15 protein-coding genes are annotated in these 15,382 nt (G+C 72.2%); 7 read left to right on the top strand and 8 right to left on the bottom strand.

All coding sequences use genetic code 11. The annotated features are described in order from the left end of the window. Nucleotides 1-16: 16 nt before the first annotated feature. Both ACPXCS_RS06570 and ACPXCS_RS06575 read right to left on the bottom strand, forming a co-directional pair. Nucleotides 17-1,714: a threonine/serine ThrE exporter family protein gene (locus ACPXCS_RS06570; RefSeq protein ID WP_425943606.1), complete on the bottom strand. Its 1,698-nt coding sequence runs from the start codon at nucleotides 1,712-1,714 to the stop codon at nucleotides 17-19. 122 nt (nucleotides 1,715-1,836) lie between these two features. Continuing rightward, on the bottom strand, nucleotides 1,837-2,328 hold the full coding sequence (locus tag ACPXCS_RS06575; protein ID WP_003991985.1) for an inorganic diphosphatase: 492 nt from the start codon (nucleotides 2,326-2,328) through the stop codon (nucleotides 1,837-1,839). Nucleotides 2,329-2,407: 79 nt separating this feature from the next. Between ACPXCS_RS06575 and dacB the strand changes: the two genes are divergently transcribed. The 7 genes from dacB (at nucleotide 2,408) to folE (ending at nucleotide 10,107) form a co-directional block, all read left to right on the top strand. Then, nucleotides 2,408-3,988 carry a D-alanyl-D-alanine carboxypeptidase/D-alanyl-D-alanine endopeptidase gene (gene dacB / locus ACPXCS_RS06580; RefSeq protein WP_425943604.1) on the top strand — a complete coding sequence of 527 codons (1,581 nt, stop codon included), beginning with the start codon at nucleotides 2,408-2,410 and terminating at the stop codon, nucleotides 3,986-3,988. Continuing rightward, the gene (locus ACPXCS_RS06585) at nucleotides 3,973-4,128 is read left to right on the top strand and encodes a hypothetical protein (protein WP_425943602.1); all 156 of its coding nucleotides are present in this window, start codon (nucleotides 3,973-3,975) and stop codon (nucleotides 4,126-4,128) included. The genes dacB and ACPXCS_RS06585 overlap by 16 nt, the downstream gene beginning before the upstream one ends. Before the next feature lie 3 nt (nucleotides 4,129-4,131). Further along, nucleotides 4,132-5,259 carry a zinc-dependent metalloprotease gene (locus tag ACPXCS_RS06590; RefSeq protein WP_425943600.1) on the top strand — a complete coding sequence of 376 codons (1,128 nt, stop codon included), beginning with the start codon at nucleotides 4,132-4,134 and terminating at the stop codon, nucleotides 5,257-5,259. Between the two features lie 196 nt (nucleotides 5,260-5,455). Continuing rightward, nucleotides 5,456-6,526, top strand: coding sequence for a tRNA lysidine(34) synthetase TilS (gene tilS / locus ACPXCS_RS06595; protein WP_425943598.1), 1,071 nt, complete (start codon nucleotides 5,456-5,458; stop codon nucleotides 6,524-6,526). A 60-nt stretch (nucleotides 6,527-6,586) separates the two neighbouring features. Continuing rightward, nucleotides 6,587-7,147 (top strand): hypoxanthine phosphoribosyltransferase, encoded by a 561-nt coding sequence (gene hpt / locus ACPXCS_RS06600; RefSeq protein WP_094057060.1) that lies wholly within the window; start codon nucleotides 6,587-6,589, stop codon nucleotides 7,145-7,147. 187 nt (nucleotides 7,148-7,334) lie between these two features. After that, nucleotides 7,335-9,374 carry an ATP-dependent zinc metalloprotease FtsH gene (ftsH, locus tag ACPXCS_RS06605; protein ID WP_425944519.1) on the top strand — a complete coding sequence of 680 codons (2,040 nt, stop codon included), beginning with the start codon at nucleotides 7,335-7,337 and terminating at the stop codon, nucleotides 9,372-9,374. 127 nt (nucleotides 9,375-9,501) lie between these two features. After that, nucleotides 9,502-10,107, top strand: coding sequence for a GTP cyclohydrolase I FolE (folE, locus tag ACPXCS_RS06610; protein ID WP_425943596.1), 606 nt, complete (start codon nucleotides 9,502-9,504; stop codon nucleotides 10,105-10,107). 9 nt (nucleotides 10,108-10,116) lie between these two features. Here folE and ACPXCS_RS06615 read toward each other — a convergent pair whose 3' ends face one another. The 6 genes from ACPXCS_RS06615 to ACPXCS_RS06640 form a co-directional block, all read right to left on the bottom strand. Beyond that, entirely contained in the window at nucleotides 10,117-10,605 is a 489-nt protein-coding gene (locus ACPXCS_RS06615) for a DUF3180 domain-containing protein (protein ID WP_425943594.1), read from the bottom strand. A 58-nt stretch (nucleotides 10,606-10,663) separates the two neighbouring features. Further along, the gene (folK, locus tag ACPXCS_RS06620; protein ID WP_425943592.1) at nucleotides 10,664-11,275 is read right to left on the bottom strand and encodes a 2-amino-4-hydroxy-6-hydroxymethyldihydropteridine diphosphokinase; all 612 of its coding nucleotides are present in this window, start codon (nucleotides 11,273-11,275) and stop codon (nucleotides 10,664-10,666) included. Beyond that, nucleotides 11,272-11,631: a dihydroneopterin aldolase gene (gene folB / locus ACPXCS_RS06625; protein WP_425943590.1), complete on the bottom strand. Its 360-nt coding sequence runs from the start codon at nucleotides 11,629-11,631 to the stop codon at nucleotides 11,272-11,274. The genes folK and folB overlap by 4 nt, the downstream gene beginning before the upstream one ends. Before the next feature lie 235 nt (nucleotides 11,632-11,866). Then, nucleotides 11,867-12,373, bottom strand: coding sequence for a nuclear transport factor 2 family protein (locus ACPXCS_RS06630; RefSeq protein ID WP_425943588.1), 507 nt, complete (start codon nucleotides 12,371-12,373; stop codon nucleotides 11,867-11,869). Then, nucleotides 12,370-13,251, bottom strand: coding sequence for a dihydropteroate synthase (gene folP / locus ACPXCS_RS06635; protein ID WP_425943586.1), 882 nt, complete (start codon nucleotides 13,249-13,251; stop codon nucleotides 12,370-12,372). The genes ACPXCS_RS06630 and folP overlap by 4 nt, the downstream gene beginning before the upstream one ends. A gap of 109 nt (nucleotides 13,252-13,360) precedes the next feature. After that, a complete protein-coding gene (locus ACPXCS_RS06640) occupies nucleotides 13,361-15,196 on the bottom strand; it encodes a phosphatidylglycerol lysyltransferase domain-containing protein (protein WP_425943584.1) in 1,836 nt (611 codons plus the stop codon). Nucleotides 15,197-15,382: the final 186 nt, after the last annotated feature.

Consider the following 15,382-nt stretch of genomic DNA (forward strand, 5'->3'; position numbering starts at 1 on the left):
GGCCGCGAAGACCGCGCTAGAACCCGCGCGTGCGCTTCGCGGCCCGCCGCTTCTCCGCGGACCCGATCCGCAGGAACATCCGCGAGATCTCGGAGCCCAGGTTCACCCCGATGGCGATGGCCATGGCGAGCGCCACCGCCTTGGACAGCGACACCAGCCCCTCGTCGATCTCGTTCTGCGCGATGGCCAGCAGCCCGAAGTACGTCGCGGAACCCGGCAGCAGGGGCCCGATCGCCGCGGTCGTGTAGGGCAGCGCGGAAGCGAACTGGTAGCGGGACAGCAACTGCCCGAACAGCCCGACCAGTCCCGCGGCCGCCGCCGTGGACGCCACCGGCGAGATGCCGCCCGCGTAGTGCATGGCCCCGTACACGACCCAGGCGACACCGCCGTTCAGCGTCACCCACACCACAGTGGAACGTTCCTGCTGGAGCAGCACCGCGAACGCCAGCGACAGCAGCATCGACGCCCCGATCAGCGCCACCGGCTGGTCGGACACCCCGAGCGCCGCGTCCGGGTTCAGCCGCGCCCCCAGCTGCACGCCGAAGTACAGCACCGTCAGCACACCCGCGACGATGCCCACGAAGAAGTACAGGACCTCCAGCAGCCGCGCGGAGGCGGTGATGTAGAAGCCGGTCAGCCCGTCCTGCACGCCCGCCACCAGCGCCCGCCCGGGCAGCAGCGCGAAGAGCCCACCGGTGATGACCGCGGAGGCCTTCACCTCGACATGGCCCAGCGTCAGCGCGACCCCGATCGCGGCCGGCGGCATCGCGGCGACCGTGAACTGGTAGAACTCCGGCAGCCCGCGCCCCGCGCACAGCCACGCCAGCCGGTCACCGAGCATCGCGCCCAGCGCCGCCGCGACGAACACGATCAGGTCGCCGCCCACCAGCACCGAGGCGGCACCGGCCAGCAGCCCGCTCGCCCCGGTCAGCGCCCAGCCCGGATACGGGTGCCGGTTGCGGCGGATCTCCGCCAGCCGCCGGTAGGCCTCCTCCAGGGAGACGGCCGTCTCGTCGTCGCTGAGGTCGTCCACCAGCTGGTACACGGCCGCCAGCCGCGTGTAGTCGGTGCCCCGGCGCCGCACGGTCCGCGACGCGGTGACCGGGTCGTCGACGAGGGAGGGCTGGTAGGAGATCGCCAGCAGCGTGAAGGTGACGTTCGGCTCGCAGCGGTCGAGACCGTACGACCGGCAGACGGCGAACATCGCCGCCTCCACGTCCTCGGCGCCCTCGCCGCCCGCCAGCAGCAACTCGCCGATACGCAGCGTCAGGTCGAGCACGCGCGGCACCGCGGGACCGGCCTCGTCACCGCTGCGCTGCACGGGCTCGGGCGCCGGACGCTCGGCCACCGGCATGCGCAGCATCGTGCGCATCCGGTCCTGCCAGGGCACGTCCTTGGTCAGACTGACCTGCGGGATCCCGTTCGGCGGCGTGAAGGCCGTCGGGGCCTGCCGGGCGCTGTACGTGCTCGGCGGCGTGAACGCCGACCCCTCCGGCTCGGCCCCCGGCGCGTGCGGCACGTCCAGACCCCGTGGCAGGGCGAACTCGGACGTGGTCTCGGACTCCGCTCCGGTCGCGCGCGGGACGGCCAGTCCTTCGGGGATCGCGAACTCCGACGTCGTCGACATGTCCCCGTCGACGGCGGCCCCGGACGGGGGTGCGAAGGCACTCCTCGCCTCGTCCGACCTGGGCTTGCGGTCCTCCGCGTCCGTCACTGCCTGGCGCTCCCTGTACGACACGTCAGCCTCGTACCCCCCACAGGCTCAGTATGCGCACAGACGGACGAACGGGCCGCACGCGACGCAGGCGTGCGGCCCGGGGGCGTCGGGGCGAGGGGTCAGTGACCGCCCTGCTCCTTGAAGCGCTTGTAGGAGCGCTCGATCTCGGCCTCGGCGTCCGTGCGGCCCACCCAGTTGGCGCCCTCGACCGACTTGCCGGGCTCCAGGTCCTTGTAGACCTCGAAGAAGTGCTGGATCTCCAGGCGGTCGAACTCGGACACGTGGTGGATGTCGCGCAGGTGCTCCACGCGCGGGTCGTGCGCGGGGACGCACAGCAGCTTGTCGTCGCCGCCGGCCTCGTCCGTCATCCGGAACATGCCGATCGCCCGGCACTGGATGAGGCAGCCCGGGAAGGTCGGCTCGTCCAGGATGACCAGGGCGTCCAGCGGGTCACCGTCCTCGCCGAGGGTGTTCTCGACGAAGCCGTAGTCGGCCGGGTAGCTGGTCGAGGTGAAGAGGCGACGGTCCAGGCGGATCCGACCGGTCTCGTGGTCCACCTCGTACTTGTTGCGCGAACCCTTCGGAATCTCGATCGTGACGTCGAACTCCACCGGTGGCTCCTCCATGATCAACACACAGTTCTGGTGGTTAAGTGTCCCTCACGCAGGTGTGTGATCGCGAAAGGGGCTGGTGGTCGTGCCAGAGCTGAGGCCTTGGCGGGCCGCGAGACCGCACGTGGTGCGCGTCGCGGCTGCCGTACGACCGCGCCTGGCCCGGGCCGCAGCGGCTGCGAAACCGCGGGTCACGCGGCTCGTGAGGGCCGGGAAACCGCAGGTCGCGCGGCCGAAGGCCTGGCAGTACACGGCGGGTGCCGCCACCGCCGGTCTGGCGCTGGCCGCGGGCGTGGTGACCGCCGCCGGTCCCTGGGACTCCTCGGGTCAGCGTACGGCCGAGCGCGACCGGGCCGCGGCCTTGGGCCGCACGGGTGGCGCAGATCACGGCGGGGCCCCCGGCACGCCCGCCCGGCCCCGGCCCGCCCCGAGCGCCGGGCCCGTGCTGACCGGCCTCGGCGGCGTCAGCACCGTGAAGTCCGCCCCGGACGGCAAGGCCCTCGCGAAGACCCTCGCGCCCCTGCTGAAGGACCCCGCCCTCGGCTCCCGGCCCGCGGCGGCCGTCGTCGACGTCACCACCGGCCGGCGCCTGTACGGCGCCCACGCGGACGCCTCGCTCACGCCCGCCTCGACCACGAAGATCGCCACGGCCGTGGCCGCGCTGTCCGCGATGGGCCCCGACCACCGCCTGACCACCCGGGCCGCGCTGGAACCCGACACGAAGGAAGTAGTCCTCGTCGGCGGCGGCGACCCCACCCTCACGGCGCACGAGCAGAAGTCAGGCGACGCGGCGAGCCTGCGCACCCTCGCCGCCGAGACGGCCGCCGCCCTCGCCGAGCGGGGCGTGCGCGAGGTGACCCTGTCCTACGACACGACCCGGTACGCGGGCTCCCCGAAGCACCCGATCGGGAAGAACCCCAATCTGGCCCTGGTCAGCCCCCTGATGGCCGACGAGGGGCGCACGGACGACTCCACGAGCGGCCCCGTCGCCCGGGTGGAGGACCCGGCCGGGGACGCGGCGCGGCAGTTCCGGGACCTGCTCTCCTCCCACGGCATCAAGACCACGGCCCCCGGCCCGTCCAAGGCCACGACTCGCGCCGAGACCCTCGCGGCGGTCTCCTCGCCCCCGCTGTCGGCCCTCGTCGAGCGCATGCTGACCAACAGCGACAACGACATCGCCGAGGCGCTCGCCCGCCAGACCGCGATCGCCACCGGCGAACGGGCCGACTTCGCCGGCGCGGGCCGGGCCATCGGCGCCCGGCTGCGTGACCTCGGCCTGCCGCTCAAGGGCACCGCCTTCAAGGACGGCAGCGGCCTGGACCGCGCCGACCGCCTGACGCCCGGCCTCCTCACCGCCCTGGTGGCGAAGGCCGCCGACCCCTCCCACCCCGAACTGCGCCCGGCCCTCACCGGGCTGCCCGTCGCCGGCTTCACCGGCACCCTGACCAGCCGCTACACGGACGGAGCAGCCGGCGTGATCCGCGCCAAGACCGGCACCCTCACCGGTGTCCACACCCTCGCGGGCACCCTGGTCGACCGCGACGGCCGCCTGCTGGCCTTCGCGTTCATGACCGCCGGCACCGACCGCATCGCCCCGGCGTCGACGCAGAAGGCCCTGGACAGGGTGGCCACCACGCTCGCGGCGTGCGGCTGCCGGTAGGCGGGGGAGCAGGCGGCGGCGAGGCGGGCGTCCAGGGGCGCGGCACGCGATCCGCCGGCGCCCGGGCCCCGGACGGGGCCCCCGCGCGCACCCCGGCGCTCGCCGCCCTGCCCCAGCGGCGGGCCCTCACGTACGGTTGACGCATGACGAGCATCGGTGGTGCTTCAACCGGCATGGTCGACTGGAATCTCGCGGTGGCGACCGCGACCCGGCTCGTGCGCCCGGGCCCCGAGGTCAGCCGCGACGAGGCGAGGGCCGTCGTCGCGGAGCTGCGCCGGCACGCCAAGGCCTCGGAGGAACACGTCCGCGGCTTCACGGGGCTCGGCACCGAGGAGGGTCACGACACCCCCGTCCTCGTCGTCGACCGCCCGGGCTGGATCCGGGCGAACGTCGCCGGCTTCCGGGAGATCCTCAGGCCCCTGCTCGACAAGATGCAGGAGCGGCGCGGCAGCAGCCCGGGCGGCGCGATGATGAACGCCGTCGGCGGCAAGGTCACCGGCGTCGAACTCGGCATGCTGCTGTCCTTCCTGGCCTCCCGCGTCCTCGGCCAGTACGAGACCTTCGCCCCCGCCACCCGCGAACTGCCCGCCGGCGGGAACGGCGGCGGCCGGCTCCTGCTGGTCGCGCCCAACATCGTCCACGTCGAGCGCGAACTCGACGTCGACCCGCACGACTTCCGCCTCTGGGTGTGCCTGCACGAGGAGACGCACCGCACGCAGTTCACCGCCGTGCCCTGGCTGCGGGACCACCTGGAGGGCGAGATCCAGTCGTTCCTGGCGGAGACCGACGTCGACCCCATGACCGTCCTGGAACGCGTCCGCGAAGCCGCCCAGAGCCTGGCCGGGGGCCGCCCCGAGGCCGAGGAGGACGACGGCGGCCGCTCCCTGGTCGAGATCGTCCAGACCCCCGCCCAGCGCGAGATCCTCGGCCGCCTCACGGCCGTGATGTCCCTGCTGGAGGGCCACGCCGACTTCGTCATGGACGGCGTCGGCCCGGCCGTCGTGCCGTCCGTCGGGGAGATCCGCGAGAAGTTCCAGCAACGCCGCGCCAAGGGCGCCTCCCGGCTGGACCTGGCCCTGCGCAAGCTCCTCGGCCTGGACGCCAAGCTCCGCCAGTACCGCGACGGCGAGCGGTTCGTCCGGGCCGTCGTCGACGAGGTCGGCATGGACGGCTTCAACCGCGTGTGGACCTCGCCCAACACCCTCCCCACCAAGTCGGAGATCGCCAAACCGGCGGACTGGGTCGCGCGGGTGCACCGCAGGGCCGAGTAGTGAACATCGCGGGGAGGTCGTGAAAGGAAACCGGCCGACGGCAGGCGAACGCCCCTCCAATCACCCGTCCGAGGGACCGTGAGCCAGGGGTAGGCGTGCAATGCTCGGGGAACGGCCCGGTTCTGTCACCATCTACACACTCTGCGTGACCGACACGCGGGCTCACCCCCCGAAAACTTCATGAAGGGAACCGGACATGGGTCCCCATCCTGCGGTCGCGGCGATACGCCTGGCGGTACGCCGCGTCCTCCACGACCTCCTCACCGAACACCACCGCGCCCCCGCCGCGGTCCCGCACGCCCCCGCGCATGCCCTGCCGCACGAGCCTGCCCCGGGCACGGCGTTCGCCCCGCCCCCGCCGCTCGTGCTCGTGGCCTGCTCCGGCGGCGCCGACTCCATGGCCCTCGCCTCCGCCCTCGCCTTCGAGTCCCCCAAGCTCGGCATCAGGGCCGGCGGTGTGACCGTCGACCACGGCCTGCAGCCCGGCTCCGACCTGCGGGCCGCCGAAGTCGTCCAGCGCCTGCGTGAACTCGGCCTCGACCCGGTCGACTCCGTCGCCGTCACCGTGGGCCGGGCCGGCGGGCCCGAGGCCGCCGCCCGCGACGCCCGCTACGCCGCGCTCGACACCGCGGCCGAACGCCACGGCGCCGCCGCCGTCCTGCTCGGCCACACCCGCGACGACCAGGCCGAGACGGTCCTGCTCGGTCTCGCCCGCGGCTCGGGCATCCGCTCCCTGTCCGGAATGGCCGCGGTCTCGGGGGCCGGCGGCCGTTACCGCCGCCCCTTCCTGGGACTCGACCGCCAGACCGCCCGCAAGGCCTGCATGGTCCAGTCCCTGCCCGTCTGGGACGACCCCCACAACGCCGACCCGGCCTACACCCGTTCCCGGCTGCGCCACGAGGGCCTGCCCGCCCTGGAGAAAGCCCTCGGCAAGGGCGTCGTCGAGGCCCTCGCCCGGACGGCCCGGCTCTCCCGCGACGACGCCGACGCCCTCGACTCCTGGGCCGCCCAGGCCGAGGCCACCGTGCGGGACGACGCCGGACTGCTGGAGTGCGCCAGGCTCTACGCCCTGCCGCCCGCCGTGCGCCGGCGCGTCCTGCGCCGCGCCGTCATCGCGGCCGGTGCCCCCGCGGGCTCGCTGTTCGCCCGCCACATCGAGGAAGTCGACCGGCTGATCACCGGCTGGCGCGGTCAGGGGGCCATCAACCTCCCCGGCAAGGTCGTGGCACGGCGCCAGGGTGGCAGACTGGTGATTCGGCAAGGCTGAATCCGACCCCTCCGAGCAGTCGGAGCAGGGTCCGACCGGCCGGTGGGACGACCGAAAGTGATGCGGGTGGACGCGAAAGACATGGGTGCCGACCTCCAGCAGGTACTCATCACCAAGGAAGAGATCGACGCCAAGCTGGCAGAGCTGGCGGCGAAGATCGACGCGGAGTACGCGGGCAAGGACCTGCTGATCGTCGGAGTCCTCAAGGGCGCGGTGATGGTCATGGCCGACCTCGCGCGGGCGCTGTCCACCCCCGTCACCATGGACTGGATGGCCGTATCCTCGTACGGGGCGGGCACCCAGTCCTCCGGTGTGGTGCGGATCCTCAAGGACCTCGACACCGACATCAAGGGCAAGCACGTCCTCATCGTCGAGGACATCATCGACTCCGGCCTGACCCTGTCGTGGCTGCTCTCCAACCTCGGCTCGCGCGAGCCCGCCTCCCTGAAGGTGTGCACGCTGCTGCGCAAGCCCGAGGCCGCGAAGGTGGCCATCGACGTGGAATGGGTCGGCTTCGACATCCCCAACGAGTTCGTCGTCGGCTACGGCCTGGACTACGCCGAGAAGTACCGCAACCTCCCGTTCGTCGGTACGCTCGCGCCCCACGTCTACGGCGGCTGAACCCCCGTCCCGGGGGGCCGTGGCGGTGATCGGGAACCCCAGCGGGTTTCCCGCCGTTGGAGCAGGCGTGGACGGATCGCCAGCCGCACCGCGCAGCTTCAGGTGACAATGCTGGGGTACCGTCCGAAGAACAGTCTTTATCAAACTCACTATGGCAGGAGGGACGGGGCGGCACCGCTCCGTGTGGATGGACGTGAAGCGATACTTCCGTGGGCCGGTCATGTGGATCGTGCTGGCCGTCCTTGCCGTGGTCGTGTTGATGCAGGTCGTCGGCTCGTCCGGCGGCTACAAGACGGTGGACACCGGCCAGGTCGTCCAGGCGATCAACCAGAACAAGGTCGAGTCGGCCAAGCTGACCACCGGTGACGAGCAGATCATCAAGGTCACGCTCAAGGGCGACGAAAAGGTCGAGGGCAGCTCGAAGATCCAGGCGAGCTACATCGGCGACCAGGGTGTGGCCATCGCCAACACGCTGCAGAACAAGTATCAGGACAAGCAGATCCCGGACGGCTACACGGTTTCGCCGTCCAAGCAGAACCCCTTCGTCGGAATTCTGCTCTCGCTGCTTCCCTTCGTCCTGATCGTGGTCGTCTTCCTGTTCCTGATGAACCAGATGCAGGGCGGCGGCTCCCGCGTCATGAACTTCGGGAAGTCCAAGGCCAAGCTCATCACCAAGGACACCCCCAAGACGACGTTCGCCGACGTCGCCGGTTCGGACGAGGCCGTGGAGGAGCTCCACGAGATCAAGGAGTTCCTCCAGGAGCCGGCCAAGTTCCAGGCCGTCGGCGCCAAGATCCCCAAGGGCGTGCTGCTCTACGGCCCGCCCGGAACCGGCAAGACCCTGCTCGCGCGCGCCGTCGCGGGCGAGGCGGGCGTGCCGTTCTACTCGATCTCCGGTTCCGACTTCGTCGAGATGTTCGTCGGTGTCGGTGCCTCCCGGGTCCGTGACCTGTTCGAGCAGGCCAAGGCGAACGCCCCGGCGATCGTCTTCGTCGACGAGATCGACGCGGTCGGCCGCCACCGCGGCGCCGGCCTCGGCGGTGGTCACGACGAGCGCGAGCAGACCCTGAACCAGCTGCTCGTCGAGATGGACGGCTTCGACGTCAAGGGCGGCGTGATCCTCATCGCCGCGACGAACCGGCCCGACATCCTCGACCCGGCGCTGCTGCGCCCCGGCCGCTTCGACCGGCAGATCGCCGTCGACCGCCCGGACATGCAGGGCCGTCTGGAGATCCTCAAGGTCCACCAGAAGGGCAAGCCGGTCGCCCCGGACGTCGACCTGTCGGCCGTCGCCCGCCGTACGCCCGGCATGACCGGTGCCGATCTCGCCAACGTGCTGAACGAGGCCGCCCTGCTGACGGCCCGCAGCGACCAGAAGCTGATCGACAACCACATGCTGGACGAGGCGATCGACCGTGTGGTCGCGGGCCCGCAGAAGCGGACCCGGATCATGTCGGACAAGGAGAAGAAGATCACCGCGTACCACGAGGGCGGACACGCCCTGGTCGCGGCGGCCTCACCGAACTCCGACCCGGTTCACAAGATCACGATCCTGTCGCGTGGCCGTGCCCTCGGCTACACGATGGTCCTGCCGGACGAGGACAAGTACTCGACCACGCGCAACGAGATGCTCGACCAGCTCGCCTACATGCTGGGCGGCCGCGCGGCCGAGGAGCTCGTCTTCCACGACCCGACCACGGGTGCCGCCAACGACATCGAGAAGGCCACGGGTCTGGCCCGCGCGATGGTCACGCAGTACGGCATGACCGAGCGTCTCGGCGCGATCAAGTTCGGCGGGGACAACACCGAGCCGTTCCTGGGACGTGAGATGTCTCACCAGCGGGACTACTCGGAAGAGGTCGCCGCGCTGGTCGACGAAGAGGTCAAGAAGCTCATCGAGACCGCGCACAACGAGGCCTGGGAGATCCTGGTCGAGAACCGCGACGTCCTCGACAACCTCGTGCTGCAGCTGCTGGAGAAGGAGACGCTGGGCAAGGAGGAGATCGCCGAGATCTTCGCCCCCATCGTCAAGCGCCCGCCCCGGCCCGCCTGGACCGGCTCCTCCCGCCGTACGCCGTCGACCCGTCCGCCGGTCCTCTCCCCCAAGGAGCTGGCCCTGACGAACGGTGCGAACGGCGCGACGCCGGCCATCAGCACCGCGAAGAGCACCGTGGCGGAGCCCGCCCCGGCGCCCGAGCGGACCCCTGAGGACCGCCCCGAGAGCTGAGCGGGCTCTCCCGGTGGACCACCGGGCCCGGAATGGATGCCGCGCCCCCCAGGTTTTAGCCTGGGGGGCGCGGCTTTCCGCCATTTGTGCAGGCCGCCCCGTGATGGACACAGGAACGAGGCACCAGATGACCGACCCCGTGACGCTGGACGGCGAGGGCCAGATCGGCGAGTTCGACGAGAAGCGCGCCGAGAACGCCGTACGCGAACTGCTGATCGCGGTCGGCGAGGACCCGGACCGCGAGGGCCTCAAGGAGACGCCGGCGCGCGTGGCGCGGGCGTACCGGGAGATATTCGCGGGGCTGTGGCAGAAGCCCGAGGACGTGCTGACGACGACGTTCGACCTGGGGCACGACGAGATGGTCCTGGTGAAGGACATCGAGGTCCTGAGCTCCTGCGAGCACCATCTGGTGCCGTTCGTCGGCGTGGCCCACGTGGGCTACATCCCGTCCGTCGAAGGCAAGATCACCGGCCTGTCGAAGCTCGCCCGGCTGGTGGACGTCTATGCCCGGCGCCCACAGGTGCAGGAACGACTCACCACGCAGATCGCCGACTCCCTGATGGAGATCCTGGAACCGCGTGGCGTGATCGTCGTCGTCGAGTGCGAGCACATGTGCATGTCCATGCGCGGGGTGCGCAAGGTGGGCGCCAAGACCATCACCTCGGCGGTGCGGGGGCAGCTGCGCGACCCGGCGACCCGTAACGAGGCGATGAGCCTGATCATGGCGCGCTGAGGCCCCGCCTCACACCGAGGGCGCCGTCCCCGCGCCGTCGTGCTCGTCGTCCTCCGGGAGCTTGCAGACGCGCTCCAGGAAGATCGCCGCCGCTATCACGCCGATGCCCGCGAGGACCGAGAAGCCGGCGTAGATGGCCTGGTCGCGGCGGGCGGGGATGTCGAGGGACTCCAGCAGGAAGACGCCGGTCCCGCCGTACATGCCGGAGACCAGGGCGGCGACCAGGGCACTGGCGTGACCGAAGACGACCGCGCGGGCCGCCATCATCGGGTCGACGCCCTTGGCGCCGGGCTGCCGTTCGCGCTGGGCCTTGAGGCGGGCGCGCAGCGAGAGCGCCGTGGCCAGCAGGACCACGGCGATCAGGGCCAGGACGATGGGGGCGGCCAGGGGGACGCTGGGGAGCGTGCCGATCGAGTTCCACAGGCGGGCGCCCGCCCAGGACAGGACTCCGGCCACGACGAAGACGCCGGCCAGCAACCTGATGCGCAGCTCTTTCACGGTGTCCCTTCGGTTCCCCCGGCTCCGGCCCCGTTCGCGGCCGTCTCGACCTTAACGGCTACTCGGGCAGCCGGAGTTCCAGGTCCGCGCGGGGCGCGACACCTTCCCGGGTGACGGCGTCCAGCAGGCCGGCGACCGGGCCGCGGCCGGGCAGCTGCGCCTCGGGGTCCAGGTCGTGCCAGGGGGCCAGGACGAAGGCGCGCTCGTGGGCGCGGGGGTGGGGGAGGGTGAGCCGCGGGTCGTCGGAGACGACGTCGGCGTAGGACACGATGTCGACGTCGAGGGTGCGCGGGCCCCAGCGCTCGTCGCGGACGCGGTGGAAGGCCTCCTCGACGGCGTGCGCGCGCTCCAGCAGCGAGGAGGGCGGAAGGGTGGTCTTGAGGACCACGACCGCGTTGAAGTAGGAGGGCTGGCTGCCGGGGTCCACGCCCCAGGGCTCGGTCTCGTAGACGGGGGAGACGGCCTTCACCCGGACGCCGGGCGTGTCCTCCAGGGCGTCGATGGCCCCCTGGAGCGTCTCCAGGCGGTTGCCGAGGTTGGAGCCGAGGGCGACCACGGCCCGTTTCGGGTTGGACAGGGTCGTGTCGGCGGCGTCGACCTTGTCGACGACGGAGGCGGGCACCGGCTGTACGGTCGGGTCGCTCGGACCCTTGAGGAAGGGCGCGGTCATACTCGGCTCCGGGTGATGGTGACGGTCACGTCGTCGAAGGGCACCGTGATCGGGGCGTCCGGCTTGTGGACGCAGACCTCGACCTGCTGAACCGCTTCGTGCTTCAGACACACCTGGGCGATGCGCTCGGCGAGTGTCTCGACGAGGTCGACGGGCTCGCCCTGGACGACGGCCACGACCTCCTCCGCCACGATGCCGTAGTGCACGGTCTTCGCCAGGTCGTCGTCGGCGGCGGCCGGCCGGGTGTCCAGGCCGAGGACGAGGTCCACGATGAAGGTCTGGCCCTCCTCGCGTTCCCTCGGGAACACACCGTGGTACCCGCGGGCCTTCAGGCCGCGCAGCGCGACACGATCCACGCGAATCACTCCTGCAATCGTCGGTCAGGGCCGGTCCGTGCCGTGTGCGGGCGGCACACCGGCCTCGGTCGAATCTACCTGCGAGCACGGGCGGGGCCGGGCCGCGGGGGTGGGGGCCGGTCGGGCCCGGCAGGATTCATCCAGCGTTTCCCCTGGGGAATCCGGCGGCTCACGGGTTGGTAGCCGCCCATACCCGCGGCTCGGTGATTCCAACCACTACCTGGCGACTACCCACTCAGGTGGGGGTGTCGTCCTGCTCGTCCTCGTCGGTTTCGGCCAGGACGGGGGAAGCGTGGTGCGCCCACAGTTTCCACCCCTGGGGCGTGCGCCGGAACACATTGGTGGCCACCACGAGCTGTCCGACGAGCGGGCCGAGCTCCTCGCCCTCGCCCTCGGGGGCGGGGCCGCCGCTGAGGATGTTCTCCGTGCAGGTCACCAGGGCGGTGTCGCCGGTGACGGAGACGTGCACGTCGGTGAGGAAGAACTGGATGTAGTCGGTGTTGGCCATGATCAGGGCGTAGGAGCGCAGGACCTCGCCGCGGCCGGTGAGCACGGGCCAGCCGGGGTGCACGCAGGAGACCACGCCGGTGTCGGCCGGGTCGTGGTAGGTCTCGTCGACGCCCAGGTCGGCGGGGGTGAGCCAGAGCGACGCGAGTTCCTCGAAGTCGCCCTGTTCCAGTGCCTCGTAGAAGGCGGTGTTGGCGGCCTCGACCTGCTCGACGTCGGTGTGGGGGGCGCTCACCGGGTTCCTTCCGCGCCGGGGCGTGCCCCTTCGAGGGCGCGGGCGACGCGTACGGCGTCCGCCGTGGCGCGTACCTCGTGCACGCGGACGGCCCACGCGCCGGCGTGCGCCGCGAGGGCGGAGACGGCGGCGGTGGCCGCGTCGCGCTCCCGGGCGGGCGGGGGCGGGGCGTCGGGTCCGGCCAGGACCCGGCCGAGGAACCGCTTGCGGGAGGCGGCGACCAGGAGGGGGTGGCCCAGGCGGAGGACCCGGTCGAGGCCCGCGAGGAGCGCCAGGTCGTGCTCGGCGTCCTTGGAGAAGCCGAGGCCGGGGTCGACGATGACGCGGTCGGGGGCGATGCCGCCGGCGAGGACGGCCTCCACGCGCGCGTGCAGCTCGTCCACGACCTCGGTGACGACGTCGGCGTAGACACCCCTGACGTTGCCGCCCTGGAGGAAGCCGCGCCAGTGCATGACGACGAAGGGGGCGCCGGCGCCGGCGACGGCGGGGATCATGCGCGGGTCGGCGAGGCCGCCGCTGACGTCGTTGACGAGGACGGCGCCGGCCGCCAGGGCCCGCTCGGCGACGGAGGCGCGCATGGTGTCGACGGAGACGGTGACACCTTCGGAGGCCAGGCCGCGGACGACGGGGATGACGCGGCGCAGCTCCTCGGCCTCGTCCACCCGGGTGGCGCCGGGGCGGGTGGACTCGCCGCCGACGTCGACCAGGTCGGCGCCCTCGGTGACGAGGTCGAGGCCGTGTTTGACGGCGGCCGTGGTGTCGAAGAAGCGGCCGCCGTCGGAGAAGGAGTCGGGGGTGACGTTCACGACTCCCATGACCGCGCAGCGGTCCCATTCCGGTAGGCCCGCCACGCGCCCGCGTCCGCTCTGGTTGCTCATATGTTCAGCGTAGGCCCCGGCGGGGGGCGTCCGGCGCTGCGGCCCGGGCGAGGGCTCCGTGCGGGCGTGACGGGTCAGGCCGCTCGCACGGTGCGTTCGGGCGTCCGGGTCAGGCCGCTCGCACGGTGCGTTCGGAGGCGGTGCCGTGGGCGCAGGGGCGGCGGGCCGTGGCGCGGCGGCGGCGCAGGAAGCGGGGCAGGGGCGGGGCGAGTGTGACGAAACCTTCCGCCTGCATGGCGGCGAAGCCGATGCGGGGCAGGTCCGCGGACGCCCGGTAGACGACGAAGCGGGGCTCCCAGCGCGGCTGGAACTTGGCGTTGAACTTGTACAGGGACTCGATCTGGAACCAGCGGGAGAGGAAGACCAGCAGCCCCCGCCAGGCGCGCAGCACCGGCCCCGCGCCGATCTTCTCGCCGCGCGCCAGGGCCGAGCGGAACATCGCGAAGTTGAGGGAGACCCGCGCGATGCCGAACCGCGGGGCGGCCTGGAGGGCGGCCACGATGAGCAGCTCGTTCATGCCCGGGTCGGCGGAGCGGTCGCGGCGCATGAGGTCGAGCGAGGCGCCGTCGGTGCCCCAGGGCACGAAGTGCAGGACGGCCTTGAGGTCGCCGTGCGGGCCGGGCTCGTCGTCCTGCTTGTGCGCGGTGGCGATGAGGCAGTCGCCGTCGGCGGCGTCGCCGATCCGGCCGAGGGCCATGGAGAAGCCGCGCTCGGTGTCGGTGCCGCGCCAGTCGTCGGCGGCGCGCCGGACCCGCTCCAGCTCGGCCTCGCCGAGGTCACGGACACGTCGTACCCGGGTCTCGTAACCGGCGCGCTCGATGCGCTTGACCATCTGGCGCACGTTGCGCATCGCACGGCCGGCCAGGGAGAAATCCTTGACGTCCACCACCGCCTCGTCGCCGAGTTCGAGGGCGTCGAGCCCGGTCTCGCGGGTCCACACCTCGCCGCCGGTCTCGGAGCAGCCCATGACGGCGGGGGTCCAGGAGTGGGCCCGGGCCTCGTCCATGAACCGCTCGATGGCGCCCGGCCAGGCCTCCACGTCGCCGATCGGGTCGCCGCTGGCGAGCATCACGCCGGAGACCACGCGGTAGGTGACGGCCGCCTTGCCGCTGGGGGAGAAGACCACGGCCTTGTCGCGGCGCAGCGCGAAGTGGCCGAGGGAGTCGCGGCCGCCGTGCCGGTCCAGCAGGGCGCGCAGCCTCGCCTCGTCCTCCTCGGTGAGCCGGGCGGCCGGGTGCTCGGGGCGGAGGGCCAGGTAGAGGGTGGTGACGGCGGTGAGCAGCCCGAGGGCGCCGAGCGAGAAGGCGACGGTCCAGGAGGTGGTGCCCTGGTAGTCGACCGGGCCCTCGAAGCCGAAGAGGCCGTAGACGACGTGGGTGATGCGGTCGGCCAGGCTGGGGTCGCCGAGCATGCGGTCGCCGTGCACGCTGACGACGATCAGCCCCAGCAGGAGCGAACCGGCGCTCATCAGCACGAAGTTGGCGAGCGCACGCCAGCGGCTGCGCGGGTCGGGCAGGGCGTCGAACTGGTCGCGGTGGCGCAGCAGGGGCGCCAGCAGGGCCAGGGAGATGAGCACGCCGGCGATCGAGTGGCGGTAGCTGAACTGCGCGACGGCCCCGGCCGGGAGCAGGGCGACGGCGGCCCGCCAGGCCCGGCGCTTGCCGCGCTTGAGGCCGTGGGCGAGCAGCAGCAACAGCACGCCGGTGCTCAGCGAGAGGGCGGCCGCGAAGGGGCCCAGGGCGCCGGGCAGCACCTCGGCGACGGCGTGCATCCGGCTGTGCCGGAAGCGGGGGAAGACACCGGCGGCGACGTCCAGCGCGCCCACGAGGGCGCAGGCTCTGCCGACGAGGAGGGGCACGGCCTCGGGGCGTGGCCCGCGCAGCAGCCGACCCGTCCGGCCCGTGCCGGCCGCACCGCCGCGGCGGCGCGGAACCCCACCCGACATTTCCTCATCTGTCCTGACAGACATCGCATCCCGTAGTTCTGCGAGAGACCTTGGATCCGGTACCGATTCGGGCATCCGGCGACATTGCGCCCTCTAGGACGGTGTCTCGGGGGGAGAGGTTCACTCCCCAGGTCAAAGCCGCTTCAAAGGCGGAGGAAAGCCCGGGACAAGCCCTCGCGAAGGTCG

This window comes from Streptomyces sp. DT190 (assembly GCF_049846985.1).
In the GTDB taxonomy this organism is placed as follows: domain Bacteria; phylum Actinomycetota; class Actinomycetes; order Streptomycetales; family Streptomycetaceae; genus Streptomyces.